Source organism: Streptomyces roseoverticillatus (assembly GCF_000719265.1).
GTDB lineage: Bacteria > Actinomycetota > Actinomycetes > Streptomycetales > Streptomycetaceae > Streptomyces > Streptomyces roseoverticillatus.
The window spans coordinates 109,642-126,040 of sequence record NZ_JOFL01000017.1; the positions used below are offsets into that span (position 1 = coordinate 109,642).

The window sequence follows — 16,399 nt, forward strand, 5'->3', positions numbered from 1 at the left end:
TGCTGAGGAGGGGGCTGCGGGCGCGGCCCTCCGTGGCCGACATCCCGCCCCTCATTTTGCACGCGGCCGCGCCATCCCGTAATTTGCACACTGCTGTGTAATTGCACAACTGTGTGCAAGTGTCTGGAAGGAGTGGCCGATGGGCCTCGCGATGTCGACACCGGTCGACGAGATGGACGGTCCGTACAAGAGGCGCTGGGCCGCGCTGGGCGTGCTCTGCATCAGCCTGCTGATCATCGTCATGGCGAACACGTCCCTGACGGTCGCCGCCCCCGACATGGTCAAGGACCTCGGCCTCGGCAGCTCCGACCTGCAGTGGGTCATCGACGGCTACACCGTCCCGTACGCCGCGCTGATGCTGATCCTCGGCGCCGTCGGCGACAAGTACAGCCGCCGCGGCGCGCTCGTGCTCGGCCTCTTCGTCTTCGGCGCGGCCTCCGTCGCGGGCTCGCTGGTCGACAGCTCGGCCGGCGTCATCGCCGCGCGCGCCGTCATGGGCATCGGCGCAGCCATGATCATGCCGGCCACGCTGTCGCTGCTCGCCGCGACCTTCCCGCGCGAGGAGCGCGCCAAGGCCATCACCATCTGGACGGCCACCGCCGGCCTCGCCATCGCCGTCGGCCCGCTCGTGGCCGGTGCGCTGCTGGAGGACCACGGCTGGGCCTCCACCTTCCTCATCAACGTGCCGATCGCCGCCCTCGGCATCATCGGCGCGCTGGCGCTCGTCCCGCCGTCCAAGGCCACCGGTGTCGACAAGATCGACTACGTGGGCGGCCTGCTGTCCGTCGTCTGGGTCGGCTCCCTCATCTACATGATCATCGAGGGCCCGCACTTCGGCTGGGGCGCCAAGGCGATCGCCGCCGCCGTCATCGCGGGCGCCGGCCTGGTCCTCTTCGTCTTCTGGGAGCTGCGTCACCCGCACCCGGTCCTGGACGTCCGCCGCTTCGCCAAGCGCGCGTTCGCCGGCTCGACCATGGCCGTAGCGCTGTTCTTCCTCGCCGTCTTCGGCGCCTTCTACTACCTCACCCAGCACCTGCAGTTCGTCCTCGGCTACTCGCCGCTGGACACCGGCGTGCGGATGCTGCCGCTGGCCGGCGCGGTGTTCGTGGGCGGTGCCCTGACCGCGATCCTCACCCCCAAGGTGGGCATGAAGGTCACCGTGGCGTGCGGCATGACCGTCGGCACGGTCGCCATAGCGCTGCTCGCCCGCGTCGACGAGTCCTCCACGTACGACGACTTCGTCCTGCCGCTGATCATCCTGGGTCTGGCCATCGGCCTGTCCCTGTCGCCGTGCACCAACGCCATCATGGGCTCCTTCCCGGAGGACCAGCTGGGCGTCGGCGGCGCCGTCAACAGCACCTCCATCGAGATGGGCGGCTCCCTGGGCATCGCCATCCTCGGCACCGTGCTCGCCAAGACCTACTCGTCCAACCTCGGTGACGCCGCGGCCGAGGCCGCCGCCGCCGGCGGCCCGAAGCTGCCGGAGAAGGCGCTCGGCGTCGCGCAGGACTCGGTCGGCGCGGGCCTGGCCGTGGCCAAGGAGGTCGGCAAGCAGGTCGCGGCCGGCGCCGCGCCGAAGGTCGGGCCGGAGAAGGCCGCCGTCCTGGGCGCGCAGCAGGCGCAGTCCGTGGCCGAGGCCGTGCACAAGTCGTTCGCGGACGCCGTCGCCCACACCAGCGTCGTCGGCGCGATCGTGCTCGGCGTCGGCACGGTGCTGGTCGCCCTCCTGCTGCCGGGCCGCAAGGCGCAGGCGGCCGCCGCGTCCGCCCCTGCGGAGGCGGGCTCCCAGGAGCGCGTGGGCGAGAAGGTCTGACGCAGCCGCACGGCGCGGGACCTGCCCGCCGCCGCACGGCGCACACGCACCGGTGCCCCGCACCCTCTCCACGAGGTGCGGGGCACCGTCGTTCCCCGGCGCTCACGCGGCAGCCCGGGGAGCCCCGCCGGCTCCCTCACCCGCGCCGCCGGGCGCCGCGCCCTACACCGCCCGCCACCACACCGTCGCCAGCGGCGGCAGCGTCACCGTGATGCTCGCCGGCCGCCCGTGGTGGCGCGCGGCCTCCGTTTTGACCGGGTCGGGCGTGGTGACGCCGCTCCCTCCGTAGCGGCCGCCGTCCGTGTTGAGGATCTCCTGCCACGCCGTGAACCGGCCGGGCACGCCCAGCGCGTAGCCGTGCCGCACCACGGGGGAGAAGTTGCTGACGGCCAGCAGGGGCGCGCCCTGGGCGTCGAAGCGCAGGAACGCGAAGACGTTGTCCTCCGAGGCGTCGCTCACCACCCACTCGAAGCCCTCGGGCGCCGTGTCCCGCTGCCACAGGGCGGGCGTCGACAGGTAGGCCGCGTTCAGGTCGCGGACCAGGTCGCGGACGCCGCGGTGGTCCGCCTCGGCGGAGTACGAGGGGTCCAGCAGCCACCAGTCCGGGCCGTGCGCCTCGGACCACTCGGCGCCCTGAGCGAACTCCTGCCCCATGAAGAGCAGCTGCTTGCCCGGGTGCGCCCACATGAAGCCCAGGTACGCGCGGTGGTTCGCGCGCTGCTGCCACCAGTCGCCCGGCATCTTCGAGACCAGCGACCGCTTGCCGTGGACGACCTCGTCGTGCGAGATCGGCAGCACGTAGTTCTCGCTGTACGCGTAGATCATCGAGAACGTCATCTCGCCGTGGTGGTACTTGCGGTGCACCGGCTCCTTGGAGACGTAGACCAGGGAGTCGTGCATCCAGCCCATGTTCCACTTCAGGCCGAAGCCGAGGCCGCCGAAGCCGCCCGCGCCGACGTGGTGCGTGGCGCGGGTGACGCCGTCCCAGGCCGTGGACTCCTCCGCCACCGTGACGACGCCGGGGCAGCGGCGGTAGACGGTCGCGTTCATCTCCTGGAGGAACGCCACCGCGTCCAGGTTCTCCCGGCCGCCGTGGACGTTCGGCGTCCACTGGCCCTCCTCGCGGGAGTAGTCGAGGTAGAGCATGGAGGCGACGGCGTCCACGCGCAGGCCGTCGATGTGGAACTCCTCGCACCAGTACACGGCGTTGGCCACCAGGAAGTTGCGCACTTCCGTACGTCCGTAGTCGAACTCCAGCGTGCCCCAGTCGGGGTGCGCGGCGCGCAGCGGGTCCGCGTGCTCGTACAGCGGGCGACCGTCGAACTCGGCCAGCGCCCAGTCGTCGCGCGGGAAGTGCGCGGGCACCCAGTCCATGAGGACGCCGATGCCCGCCGCGTGCAGCGCGTCCACCAAGTGCTTGAAGTCGTCCGGGGTGCCCAGACGGGCGGTGGGAGCGTAGAAGCCGGTGATCTGATAACCCCACGAACCGCCGAAGGGGTGCTCGGCGATCGGCATCAGCTCCACGTGCGTGAAGCCGAGGTCCTTGACGTACGCGGGCAGCTGGTCGGCCAGCTGCCGGTACGTCAGCCCGGGCCGCCAGGAGGGCAGGTGCACCTCGTAGACCGAGAACGGGTGCTCGTGCACCGGCCGCCCCGTGCGTGCCGCCATCCACTCCGCGTCCTGCCAGGCGTGGTGCGAGGCGTGCACGACGGACGCGTTCGCCGGAGGGGCCTCCGTGCGCCGCGCCATGGGGTCCGCGCGCATCGTGTGCGAGCCGTCCGGGCGCGTGATCTCGAACTTGTACAGCGCGCCCTCGCCGATGCCCGGCAGGAACAGCTCCCACACCCCGGACGCGCCCAGCGAACGCATCGGGTACCCCGTGCCGTCCCAGTAGTTGAAGTCGCCGACGACGCGCACGCCCCGGGCGTTCGGCGCCCACACCGTGAAGCGGGTGCCCGCCACGCCCTCGTGCTCCATCGGCTGCGCCCCCAGCGCCCGCCACAGCTGCTCGTGGCGGCCCTCGCTGATGAGGTGCAGGTCCAGGTCGCCGAGCGCGGGCAGGAAGCGGTACGGGTCGTGGGTCTCCCGCTCCGTGCCCTCGTAGTTCACCAGCAGGCGGTAGCCGGGCGGCTCGCTCAGCGGCAGCACCGCCGCGAAGAAGCCGTCCCCCTCGTCGTACAGCTCCACGCGCAGGCCCTTCGCGCTGACCGCCACGGAGCGTGCGAAGGGGCGCAGGGTGCGCAAGCGCACGCCGCCGGGCACCGGGTGCGCCCCCAGCAGGCCGTGCGGGTCGTGGTGCGCGCCGTGCAGCAGCCGCTCCCGGTCCTCCGCCCCCAGCGGCTCCGCGGGCCGCACCCCGCGCCGGCCGGGCACGCGCTCCGCGCGCCCCGCCGCCGCGGGCCCGGGCGCCGCCGCTCCGGGCCCGGCTCCGGGCTCCCCGCCCGCCTTCCCGCCCCGCCCCGGCAGGAACGTGGCCGGGATGCCCGGCCCGGCACCGGGAAGGCCGGCTTCGGCGTCATGGGGCGTTCGGCGGGACGGCGGTCGAGCGGTCACGGTGCGGTCCTCCTCGGGAGCTCCCGGCCGGTGGCGCGGGGAGCGGAATCGGTGGTGCCGGCGGAAACCTCCGGCGCGGGCGGGGCCGCGTTCACCGGCTCGGCCGCCTCGGACGCCTCGGCCGCCTCGGCAGAGGCGGCCGGTTCCGCCAGGCGGCGGATGGCCGCCATCGGGACCACCAGCCAGTCCGGCCGGTGGCGGGCCTCGTAGAGGACCTCGTAGACGGCCTTGTCCGTCTCGTGGGCGCGCAGCAGCTGCGGCTCCTCGCGCGGGTCGCCGTGCACCGCGCCGTAGCCCTCGCAGAACGCGGCGCGGGCGCGCTCCGGCCAGCTGGTGCCGGCCGCCCGGCCGACCGCCGCCGCGTAGTCGAAGGAGCGCAGCATCCCGGCGACATCGCGGGCGGTCGGCTGCGGGCGGGTGCGCTCGGCCAGCGGGCGGGCGGGCTCGCCCTCGAAGTCGATGAGCGCCCAGCGCCCGTCCTCGGCCGTGCGCAGGGCCTGCCCGAGGTGGAGGTCGCCGTGGATGCGCTGGGCGCGCCACGTGCGCCCGGCCCGGCCGAGCGCGGCCAGGTCGTCGTAGGCGCCGCGCAGCGCGGCCCGGTAGGGGCGCAGCGCGGGGACGGCGTCGGCGGCGATGTCGAGGCGGCGGGTCATGGCGGCGGCGAGGTGTTCGAGCTGGGGGCGGCGCAGCACGACCGTGGGCAGCGCCTCGGCCAGCGCCCCGTGCACCTCGGCGGTGGCGTGGCCGAGGGCGCGGGCGGAGGCCGTGAAGTCGGCGCGGACGGCGAGGGCGCTGAGGGCGAGCTGCCAGCCGTCGGCGGAGCCGGGCAGGTAGGGCTGGAGGACGCCGAGCGTCATGGGCTCGGCGCCCGCGCCGGGCACGACGGCCTCGAACCAGGCGGCGGGCGCGGGCACCCGGGCGCAGCCGGTGCCGGCGAGGGCGCGGGGGAGTTCGAGGTCGGGGTTGGTGCCGGGGCAGACGCGGCGGAAGAGCTTGAGGATGTACGTTTCGCCGTAGACGACGGAGGAGTTGGACTGCTCGGCGCCGATGAGCCGGGGCGCGAGCCCGGCGCCGATGACGACGCCCTCCTCGCGCGTGAAGCGCAGGGGGCCGAGCCGGCCGGGCAGCCGCAGCCGCTCCAGGAGCAGGGTGGCGAGCCGGGGGTCGGTCAGGCCCTCGTAGACGGCGCGGCCGTGCAGCGGGCCGCCGGCGGGGCGGCCGATGAGGGCGGGCGCCAGGTGCGGCGGCAGGACGTCCTGCACGCCGAGCAGGAGTTGGTAGCAGTCGTCGGTGCCGGCGTGGATGGCGGGCCCCGGGGCGGCGCCTTCGGACCGGGCGGCGCCGGGCGAGCCGGGCTGCTGGGCCCGCACGAGCAGGTGGAGCAGGCCCGGAGTGGTCGTGCCGGCGAGGTGCGGCAGCAGCTCCGTGGCCGCGACGAGCGTGAAGCCGGTGATGGGGCGGCCCTTGCCGGCGAACCAGCGCTGACGGGGCAGCCACTCGGAGAGCAGCGGCACCAGCGACCCCAGCAGCCCCGCGTCGGCGGTCTCCGCCTCGGGCGCGTGGGCCGCGGGGGCGGCGCGGACCGAGGACAGCAGCGGGCCGGGAGAGCCGGAGGCCCCCCGGCGTCCGGTGCCCCGGCGGGACGGTGCAGCGTCCGACATGGCGTCGCGTCCTTTCCCCGGGGCGTGGCATATGGGGCAAAGTGTCCCGGATCGTGGTCCCGGATTGCGGCATTGACCTGTACGCGGTGCTGGGGTCCCCGGCCGGAGCCGGGGTGTCGGGCGGGGTGATCGTCCGTTGCGGTCAGCGCCTGCGGCCCCTGGATCGGCGCGCGGCGGCCGGGGTGCGGCCCCTGCGGCGGTCCCCGAAGCGGAAGCGATCCGTTCGGCCCGGCTCGTGCGTAGTAGTACGAGTTCCCAGGGTTTCCGGGGGAAAACCGCCCGTGCGCGGCCGGCCGGCGGGCGCCGGCGCGCACGGGAGCGCCCTCAGTGGCCGGCCTGCGGCGGTGTGCCACGGCGGAGCCGGAACCAGTAGAAGCCGTGACCGGCCAGGGTCAGCAGGTAGGGCAGTTCTCCGATGGCGGGGAAGCGCACCCCGCCGATCAGCTCGACGGGATGCCGGCCGCTGAACGCCCGCAGATCGAGCTCGGTCGGCTGTGCGAAGCGGGAGAAGTTGTTCACGCACAGCACGATGTCGTCCTCCCGCTGCCCCGGCAGCCGCACTTCGCGCAGGAACGCGAGCACGGCCGGGTTGCTGGAGGTGAGCTCGGTGTACGAGCCGAGCCCGAACGCCGGGTTCTGCTTGCGGATCTCGATCATCCGGCGCGTCCAGTGCAGCAGCGACGAGGGGCTGCTCATCGCCGCCTCGACGTTGGTGACCTGATAGCCGTAGACCGGGTCCATGATGGTCGGCAGGTAGAGCCGCCCCGGGTCGCAGGAGGAGAAGCCCGCGTTGCGGTCGGGCGTCCACTGCATCGGCGTCCGCACGCCGTCGCGGTCGCCGAGCCAGATGTTGTCGCCCATGCCGATCTCGTCGCCGTAGTAGAGGATCGGCGAGCCGGGCAGGGAGAACAGCAGCGCGGTGAACAGCTCGATCTGATTGCGGTCGTTGTCGAGCAGCGGGGCGAGCCGCCGCCGGATGCCGATGTTGGCGCGCATCCGCGGATCCTTGGCGTACTCCGCGTACATGTAGTCGCGCTCTTCGTCGGTGACCATCTCCAGCGTCAGCTCGTCGTGGTTGCGCAGGAAGATGCCCCACTGGCAGCGCGACGGGATGGCCGGGGTCTTGGCCAGGATTTCCGAGACCGGGTAGCGCGACTCCCGGCGCACGGCCATGAAGATGCGCGGCATCACGGGGAAGTGGAACGCCATGTGGCATTCGTCGCCGCCGGACTCGTAGTTCCCGAAGTAGTCGACGACGTCCTCGGGCCACTGATTGGCCTCGGCCAGCAGCACGGTGTCCGGGTAATGGGCGTCGATCTCCGCCCGGACGCGCTTGAGGAACTGGTGCGACCGCGGCAGGTTCTCGCAGTTGGTGCCCTCCTCCGCGAAGAGGTACGGCACCGCGTCCAGCCGGAAGCCGTCGATGCCGAGGTCCAGCCAGAACCGCAGCGCGGCCAGGATCTCCTCCTGCACCGCCGGGTTCTCGTAGTTGAGATCGGGCTGGTGCGAGAAGAAGCGGTGCCAGTAGTACTGCTTGCGGACCGGATCGAAGGTCCAGTTCGAGGTCTCCGTGTCCACGAAGATGATGCGCGCGTCCGGATAGCGCTTGTCGTCGTCGGCCCAGACGTAGTAATCGCCGTAGGGGCCGTCGGGGTCGTTGCGCGACTGCTGGAACCACTCGTGCTGATCGCTCGTATGGTTCATGACAAAATCGATGATGACGCGCATGCCGCGCTGGTGCGCCGCGTCCACGAACTCGACGAAGTCGGCCAGGTCGCCGAACTCCGGCAGCACCGCGGTGTAGTCGGAGACGTCGTAGCCGCCGTCGCGCAGCGGCGACTGGAAGAACGGCGGCAGCCACAGGCAGTCGACGCCCAGCCACTGCAGATAGTCCAGCTTGGCCGTCAGACCCTTGAGGTCGCCGATGCCGTCGCCGTCGCTGTCCTGGAAGGACCGTACGAGCACCTCGTAGAAGACGGCGCGCTTGAACCAGTCGGGATCCAGGTCCTTGGCGGGAGTGTCCTCGAAGGTGTCGGGGACGGGCTCATTGACGATCATGGTGTGGGTGACCCTCCGATCGGTGAGGACGGTCGCAGCGAGAACACGTGCGCGGGCGCGATGGAACGGCCCGGCTCGAGGCGCACATAGTTGTCCCTGCCCCAGTGATAGGTCTCTCCGGTGAGCTCGTCGCGCACCGGGACGGACTCATGCCATGCGAGGCCGAGTTCCGGCATGTCCAACGAGACCGTGGCCTCGTGGGTGTGGTGGGGGTCGAGGTTGACAACGGTGAGGACGCACGAGCTGCCCGCACGCTTGGAATAGGCGATGACGGCGTCATTGTCGGCGTGATGGAAACGCAGGTTGCGCAACTGCCGCAGGGCGGGCTGGCGCCGTCGCAGCCGGTTGAGCGCGGTGATCAGCGGGGCCAGGCTGCGCCCCTCGCGCTCGGCCGCCGCCCAGTCGCGCGGCCGCAGCTGGTATTTCTCCGAGTCCAGGTATTCCTCGCTCCCGGGGTGCACCGGAGTGTTCTCGCACAGTTCGTAACCGGCGTAGACGCCCCAGGAGGGGGAGAGCGTCGCGGCGAGGACGGCGCGCGCCTCGAAGGCGGCCCGCCCGCCGTGCTGCAGAAAGGCGTGCAGGATGTCCGGGGTGTTCACGAAGAGGTTGGGGCGCATGAGCGCGGCCGACTCCCCGGACAGCTCCGTGAGGTAGCCGGTGAGCTCCTGCTTGGTGTTGCGCCAGGTGAAGTAGGTGTACGACTGCTGGAATCCGATCGCGCCGAGCGTGCGCATCATCGCGGGCCGGGTGAAGGCCTCGGCGAGGAAGACCACGTCCGGATCGGTGCGGCCGATCTCGGCGATCACCTTCTCCCAGAAGACCACCGGCTTGGTGTGCGGATTGTCGACCCGGAAGATCCGCACGCCGCGCTCCATCCAGAACCGCAGCACGCGCAGGCTCTCGCGGAGCAGCCCGTCGAAGTCCTCGTCGAAGGCCAGCGGATAGATGTCCTGGTACTTCTTCGGCGGGTTTTCGGCGTAGGCGATCGTGCCGTCGGCGCGGTGGTGGAACCACTCGGGGTGCTTGGCTACCCAAGGGTGGTCCGGCGAGCACTGCAGCGCGAAGTCGAGGGCCACCTCCATGCGCAGCTCGCGGGCGCGCGCGACGAAGTGGTCGAAGTCCTCGAAGGTGCCGAGGTCCGGGTGGAGGGCGTCGTGCCCGCCGTCGGCCGAGCCGATCGCCCACGGGCTGCCGACGTCGTACGGGCCCGCGGTGAGGGCATTGTTGGGGCCCTTGCGGTACGCGGTGCCGATGGGGTGCACCGGCGGCAGGTAGACGACGTCGAAACCCATGGCGGCGACGGCCGGCAGCCGCCGCGCCGCGGTCCGGAACGTGCCGCTGCGGGCGGGCCGCCGCCCCTCCGCGGGCGTCGCCCCCTCGGAGCGCGGGAACATCTCGTACCAGGACCCGAACAGCGCCCGCTCGCGCTCCACCAGCACCGGCACCGGCCGGCTCGCGGACACCAGCTCGCGCAGGGGGTGCTCGGCCAGGGCCGCCGTGACCGGGGGCGCGAGGGCGGCCGCGAGCCGGGCGGTGGCCGGCCGGCCCGGGTCGCGCAGCGCGTCGACGGCGGTCAGCACCGCCTCGCGGCCCTCCTTCTTCGGCACCCCGGCGGCGGCCCGCTCGTACAGCAGCGCGCCCTCCTCCAGCACGAGTTGGACGTCCATCCCGGCCGGGATCTTCACCGAGGCCGTCCGGCGCCACGACGTCACCGGATCGCTCCACGCCTCCACCGCGTACGTCCAGCGCCCCTCGCTGTCCGGGGTCACGTCCGCGCCCCAGCGGTCGGTGCCGGGGGTCAGCTCGCGCATGGGGGTCCAGGGGCCGCAGCGGCCCGCCGGGTCGCGCAGCACCACATTCGCGCCCAGCGCGTCGTGGCCCTCGCGGAAGACGGTGGCGGTGACCTGGAAGGTCTCGCCGACGACCGCCTTGACCGGCCGGCGGCCGCAGTCCACGAGCGGCCCGAGGTCCAGGACGGGGATACGACCGATCATGGGATCACCTGAGGAGGGAGAAGGGGGCGGGAAGAAAGGAACGGAGCGGCGGTACTGGCGGGTTCTGCTCTTTCTATCTGCTCCGCCGGCCGTCGGCTGGGTGCGGGCATGACTGCTCCTGACCGCGTTCACTCGGGTGGGTGCGGAAGAAATGCGGAAGAGCCGGGGACGGGCATTCGGGGCGGCGGACTACTACGGCCTGCATACCGGTTGAGCTTTCCCACCGGTCCCGGGCGGGCATGCCCGCACCGTGGGACCTACCGGTGCGTAGTTCCCGTGGCACCGGCTGGGGAGGATGGTCGGCACTCCGTCACCCGTACGAAGTCTCCTCGCTGGGCCGATCGTGTGCAATGCGCGAAAACCGGGTAACCGGCGGCCAGACGGGGGAATGGCGCGCGCCGACGGCCGTAGCGGTAACCGGCCGCCGCCGTTCCTGCTGTACGCGCGGCGTATTCACACCTCGTACGGATGCCGTACCCGCCGCAGTGACGCGTACGGTCCGCTTCCACGCGCGGTCCACCATGCGGACGCCTTTCCCGGCCGGGCGGATGAGCCCCGGCTGCGCAGGACGGCCCGTCCCCGCGCGCCGCAGCAGGGGGCGCACTTCCCGCCTGCACCTGCCAGGAGCAGGCAGTTGCCGCGAAGCGCCACGAAGCCCCCCGGCCTCCCCGCTACCGTCGTGGGGGTGAAGGCCATTCGTCGATTCAGCGTGCGCCCCGTTCTCCCGGAGCCCCTACGACCGCTCAGCGAGCTGGCGCACAACCTGCGCTGGTCCTGGCACCCCGAGACCCGTGAGCTCTTCCAGGCCGTCGACCCCGAGGGCTGGCGGGCCGCCGCCGGCGACCCCATGCGGCTGCTGGGCTCCGTGCCCGCCGCCCGGCTCGCCGCCCTCGCCGACGACCGCCGCTTCCGGCGCCGGCTCGCCGCCGCCGCCGACGACCTGCAGGACTACCTCACCGGCCGGCGCTGGTACCAGGAGCAGCCCGAGGGACTGCCCGCCGCCATCGCCTACTTCTCGCCCGAGTTCGGCATCACCGCCGCCCTCCCGCAGTACAGCGGCGGCCTCGGCATCCTCGCCGGCGACCACCTGAAGTCCGCCAGCGACCTCGGCGTCCCCCTCATCGGCGTCGGGCTGCTCTACCGCCACGGCTACTTCCGCCAGTCCCTCTCCCGCGAGGGCTGGCAGCAGGAGCACTACCCCCTGCTCGACCCCAACGAGCTGCCCCTCACCATGCTCCGCGAGCCCGACGGCAGCGCCAGCCGGATCTCCCTCGCCCTGCCCGGCGGCCGCTCCCTGCGCGCCTACATCTGGCAGGCCCGCGTCGGCCGCGTGCCGCTGCTGCTCCTCGACTCCGACGTCGAGGAGAACGGCCCCGGCGAGCGCGAGGTCACCGACCGGCTCTACGGCGGCGGCGGAGAGCACCGGCTGCTGCAGGAGATGCTCCTCGGCATCGGCGGCGTCCGCGCCGTGCGCACCTACTGCCGGCTCACCGGCCACCCCGAGCCCGAGGTCTTCCACACCAACGAGGGCCACGCCGGCTTCCTCGGCCTGGAGCGCATCCGCGAACTCGTCACCACCGGGCTGGACTTCGACGCCGCCCTGGAGCGCGCCCGCGCCGGAGCCGTCTTCACCACCCACACCCCCGTGCCCGCCGGCATCGACCGCTTCGACCGCGAGCTCGTCGCCCGCCACTTCGGCCCCGCCGGCGAACTCCCCGGCATCGACGTCGAACGCGTCCTCGAACTGGGCCTGGAGACCTACCCCGGCGGCGAGCCCAACCTCTTCAACATGGCCGTCATGGGCCTGCGCCTCGCCCAGCGCGCCAACGGCGTCTCCACCCTCCACGGACAGGTCAGCCGGCAGATGTTCGCCGGCCTGTGGCCCGGCTTCGACCCCGAGGAGGTGCCCATCGACTCCGTCACCAACGGCGTCCACGCCCCCACCTGGGTCGCCCCCGAGGTGCTGCGCCTGGGCGCCCGCCGGGTCGGCGCCGGCCGCGCCGAGGACGCCCTGGCCGTCGGCGGCTCGCAGCGCTGGGACGCCCTCGCCGAGATCCCCGACGCCGACATCTGGGAGCTGCGCCGCACCCTGCGCGAACAGCTGGTCGAGGAGGTGCGCGAGCGGCTGCGCGCCGCCTGGCGCGAGCGCGGCGCCGGCACCGCCGAGCTCGGCTGGATCGACGGCGTCCTCGACCCGGACGTCCTCACCATCGGCTTCGCCCGCCGCGTCCCCTCGTACAAGCGCCTCACCCTCATGCTCCGCGACCGCGACCGCCTCATGGAGCTCCTCCTGCACCCCGAGCGCCCCGTGCAGATCGTCGTCGCCGGCAAGGCCCACCCCGCCGACGACAGCGGCAAGCGCCTCGTGCAGGAGCTCGTGCGCTTCGCCGACGACCCGCGCGTGCGCCGCCGCCTGGTCTTCCTGCCCGACTACGGCATGGCCATGGCCCAGCGGCTCTACCCCGGCTGCGACGTCTGGCTCAACAACCCCCTGCGGCCGCTGGAGGCCTGCGGCACCTCGGGGATGAAGGCCGCCCTCAACGGCTGCCTCAACCTCTCGGTGCTCGACGGCTGGTGGGACGAGTGGTACGAGCCCGACTTCGGCTGGGCCATCCCCACCGCCGACGGCGCGGCCATGGAAGAGAACCGCCGCGACGACCTGGAGGCGGCGGCCCTCTACGACCTGCTGGAGCGGCGGGTCGCCCCCCGCTTCTACGACCGGGCGCACGGCGGGCTCCCCGGCCGCTGGATCGAGATGGTCCGGCGCACGCTGACCACGCTCGGCCCGAAGGTCCTCGCCGGGCGCATGGTGCGCGAGTACGTGGAGCGGCTCTACGCCCCCGCCGCCGAGTCCCAGCGGGCCCTCACGCCCGCCGCGGCGAGCGAGCTGGCCACCTGGAAGGCCCGGGTGCGGGCCGGCTGGCCGGGCGTGGCCGTCGACCACGTGGAGGCCGTCGCGGACACCGCCCTCAACGGCACGGCGACCCTCGGCTCCACGGTCTCCCTGCGGGTGAGCGTCACGCTCGGCCCGCTGGACCCGGCGGACGTCGAGGTGCAGGCCGTCGCGGGGCGCGTCGACCCCACCGACCGGCTGAGCCAGACCGCCGTCTTTCCCCTCAAGCCCGCCGGCGGCCCGGCCCTCGACGGCCGCCGCCTCTACGAGGGCCCGCTCACCCTCGACCGCACGGGCCCCTTCGGCTACACCGTCCGCATCCTGCCCGCGCACCGGCTGCTGTCCAGCGGCGCGGAGATGGGCCTGGTGACCCTCCCGTCGGAGGCGACGGGGGAGGCGGCGGGGGTCCTGCTGCGCTGAGGGTTCCGGCCGCGGCCGCGGTGCTCTTCGGCGTGCCGCGGCCCGCACGTGCGTGGGGCGCCGTCCGGGGGAGTCGGTGCTCACCCCGGACGGCGCCCGGTTCAGGGGCCGTCGGCCGTTGCAGTACCGCGCCCCGTAAGGGGCGCGGGGCTGTGTCATCTGCGGCTACGCCGCGTGGGCGCGACCAGCCACATACGGCCCGCAGGGGCGGGACTATCAGAAGCTCAGCTTCCAGCCGTTGATCGTGCCGGTGTCGGACGAGTACACGTCCTGCACCGAAAGCTTCCACGTGCCGGGCGCCGAGACCGCCGACGCGTCGACCGTGTAGGTCTCCTTCACGTCCGCCGCGGAGTCCCAGGAGTCCGTGTCCTTCAGCCGCCACGTCTTGCCGTCGGGCGCGACGAGGTCGATCTGCAGGTCACCGCGGTAGGTGTGCGTGATGTTCACGTCCACCTTCAGGGCGGAGGAGCCGTTGCCGCTGCGCGTGACGACGATCGGCGAGGTCACGGCGGCACCCGCGTCGGGGATGGCGACGGGGCTGGTGCTCTCGAAGACGCTGCCGCCGCCCGTGGTGTTCACGGTCCACTTGAAGGACGCGCTGCCGGACTTGCCGGCGGAGTCCTTGACCGTGACGGTCACGTTGCTGGTGCCGGTGGTGGTCGGCGTGCCGGAGATCAGGCCGGTGGAGGCGTTGATCGACAGGCCGGCGGGCAGGCCGGTGGCCGAGTAGCTCAGGGAGCCGGCGGTGCCGCTGGTGGCCTTGATCTGCAAGGAGACGGCGGTGTTCACGATGCTCGTCTGGTCACCGGGGGCCGTGACGTTGACCCCGGTCCCGGGGGTGGCCCGGCTGCCGACGTTGATCGCGGCCCATGCGTTGGCCACGTTGTTGTACGTGTCGCTGCCCACGCCGAAGAGCTCGCCCGCGGCCCACAGCGTCGCCTCGCGCGCCCCGGCGTAGTCGGTGGTGGACTGCATGCGCCCGGTGAGCGCCTTGAACCAGATCTTCGCGGCGTTGTCGCGGCCGATGCCGGTCACGGGCAGGCCGTCGGAGGTCGGCGAGTCGTACGAGACGCCGTTGATCACCTTGGCGCCGCTGCCCTCGGAGGCGAGGTAGAACCAGTGGTTGGCGGGGCCGGACGAGTAGTGCACGTCGATGCCGCCGAGGCCCGAGTACCAGGCGTCCTTGGAACGGCCGTCCTTGCTGGGCTTGTCCATGTAGCGCAGCGGGGTGCCGTTGCCATTGATGTTGATCTTCTCGCCGACGAGGTAGTCGCCCACGTCGTTGGGGTTGTCGGCCCAGAACTCGACCGCGGCGGCGAAGATGTCCGAGGTGGCCTCGTTGAGGCCGCCGGACTCGCCGGCGTAGTTGAGGTTGGCGGTGGCCGAGGTGACGCCGTGCGTCATCTCGTGCGCGGCCACGTCGATCGAGGTGAGCGGCTTGGAGTTGCCGGAGCCGTCGCCGTAGGTCATGCAGAAGCAGTCGTCCGACCAGAAGGCGTTGACGTAGTTGCTGCCGTAGTGGACGCGGCTGTACGCGCCGACGCCGTCACCGCGGATGCCACTGCGCCCGTGCACGTTCTTGTAGTAGTCCCACGTCAGCTGGGCGCCGTACTGCGCGTCCACGCCGGCGGTGGCCGGGTCGCCGGTGGTGCCGTTGCCCCACACGTCGTCGGCGTCGGTGAAGAGGGTGCCGGTGCCGGAGGAGCCGCGGTTGAGGTTGTACGTCTTGTGGCCGCCGCGCGAGGCGTCATTGAGCTGGTACGAGCCGCCCGACTGCGAGGTGCCGATGGTGACGCGGCCGCTGTACTGGCTGTTGCCGGTGCCCTGCTTGACGCCCTGGAACTCGAAGAGCTTCTCGCCCGTCCGCGCGTCGGTGATGACGTGCAGCTGGTTGGGGGTGCCGTCCTCCTGGAGGCCGCCCACGACGGTCTCGTAGGCGAGGACCGGGGTGCCCTTCGCCGCCCACACGATCTTGCGGGGCGCCTTGTCGGCCTTCGTGGCCTTCGAGCCCTGCGCGCCGGCGGCCTTCACGGCCTGCTTCTCGGCGCTGGAGGCGGACAGCGAGGGCGTGGTCGTCGCGACCGCCAGCCGGGCCTTGGTCGCCTTGGCGACGCTCTTGAGGCTGCCGCCCTTGGCGGTGTCGACGACGAGGTCGCCGCCGAGGACGGGCAGGCCGTCGTAGGTCCGCTCGTAGCGGGTGTGCACGGTGCCGTTGACGTCCCTGACGACGTCCTTGACGACCAGCTTCTCGTTCGGGCCGAGGCCGAGGGCCCGGGCGGTCTCCGCCTTCGCCGCCTCGGCCTGCCGTATGAGCTCGGCGCGCTGCGCGGGGGTGAGCTTGGCGGGCAGGGCGCCGGGGTCGGCCTTGGCGACGACCTGGCGCGGGGCGCTGCCCCGGGCGGCCGGGCCGGCCGTGGCGGTGCCGGTCTGGGTGCCGACGGCGAGCATCGCCGAGACGGCGACCAGCGCGCCGGCGGCGACGGCTCTCTTCTGGGGGGAGCGTCGGGTCTGGGGGGTGGGTCTCACGCTGACTCCTTCTGCGAGGCAGATCAGGCAGAACAGAACAGGTGGAGCGGGGCCGATGGATCCCGTCGGGATCCCCTCCGGGGTTCCGGCCGATGAACCGGTGAATCCGGTGAATCCGATGAGTCCGATGAGTCCGGCGGGTGCGGTGGAGCGGCGGGTGCGGTGAAACGTGGTGGAGCGCTGCGCTTCCCGTGCGCGGTGGCCGCCGGGTGCTGCCGGTCGGTGCCGCGGGACGGGAACGGGAGGCGTGGGGCCTCGGGGGGAGCGCAGGCGATGCACGTGCCGATGGAGCGATGGACCGCTGCCGGCGCGGCGGCGGTGCCGTGGGGAAGCCGCGCGTCAGTGGAGGGAAGAGTGCCATCGCGGGCATGTACGTGTCAGGAGCCCGGAGGCAAGTTGGCCGGAATCCGTCCGTTGACGAAAGACCGACGTCCGCATAGCGGTACGGGCTCGCCGTGGCGGCGAGCCCGTACCGTTCTCC

7 protein-coding genes are annotated in these 16,399 nt (G+C 72.8%); 2 read left to right on the forward strand and 5 right to left on the reverse strand.

The genetic code is table 11. The annotated features are described in order from the left end of the window. The first annotated feature begins 139 nt into the window (after positions 1-139). A complete protein-coding gene (locus IF61_RS0121325) occupies positions 140-1,813 on the forward strand; it encodes an MFS transporter (RefSeq protein WP_030368078.1) in 1,674 nt (557 codons plus the stop codon). A gap of 162 nt (positions 1,814-1,975) precedes the next feature. Here IF61_RS0121325 and glgB read toward each other — a convergent pair whose 3' ends face one another. From glgB to IF61_RS0121345, 4 genes are all read right to left on the reverse strand, one after another. Further along, positions 1,976-4,186, reverse strand: coding sequence for a 1,4-alpha-glucan branching enzyme (glgB, locus tag IF61_RS0121330; RefSeq protein ID WP_043190068.1), 2,211 nt, complete (start codon positions 4,184-4,186; stop codon positions 1,976-1,978). Positions 4,187-4,362: 176 nt separating this feature from the next. Next, a complete protein-coding gene (locus IF61_RS0121335; RefSeq protein ID WP_078660387.1) occupies positions 4,363-6,027 on the reverse strand; it encodes a maltokinase N-terminal cap-like domain-containing protein in 1,665 nt (554 codons plus the stop codon). A 324-nt stretch (positions 6,028-6,351) separates the two neighbouring features. Continuing rightward, positions 6,352-8,085 carry a maltose alpha-D-glucosyltransferase gene (gene treS / locus IF61_RS0121340; RefSeq protein WP_030368081.1) on the reverse strand — a complete coding sequence of 578 codons (1,734 nt, stop codon included), beginning with the start codon at positions 8,083-8,085 and terminating at the stop codon, positions 6,352-6,354. Further along, complete coding sequence (locus tag IF61_RS0121345; RefSeq protein ID WP_030368082.1) at positions 8,082-10,079, reverse strand: alpha-1,4-glucan--maltose-1-phosphate maltosyltransferase; 1,998 nt, start codon at positions 10,077-10,079, stop codon at positions 8,082-8,084. Before IF61_RS0121345 ends, treS begins: the two co-directional genes overlap by 4 nt. 685 nt (positions 10,080-10,764) lie before the next feature. Here IF61_RS0121345 and glgP point away from each other — a divergent pair. Next, positions 10,765-13,392 carry an alpha-glucan family phosphorylase gene (gene glgP / locus IF61_RS0121350; protein WP_030368083.1) on the forward strand — a complete coding sequence of 876 codons (2,628 nt, stop codon included), beginning with the start codon at positions 10,765-10,767 and terminating at the stop codon, positions 13,390-13,392. Between the two features lie 216 nt (positions 13,393-13,608). Here glgP and IF61_RS0121355 read toward each other — a convergent pair whose 3' ends face one another. Beyond that, positions 13,609-15,840: a M4 family metallopeptidase gene (locus IF61_RS0121355; protein WP_052392905.1), complete on the reverse strand. Its 2,232-nt coding sequence runs from the start codon at positions 15,838-15,840 to the stop codon at positions 13,609-13,611. Between the last annotated feature and the right edge of the window lie 559 nt (positions 15,841-16,399).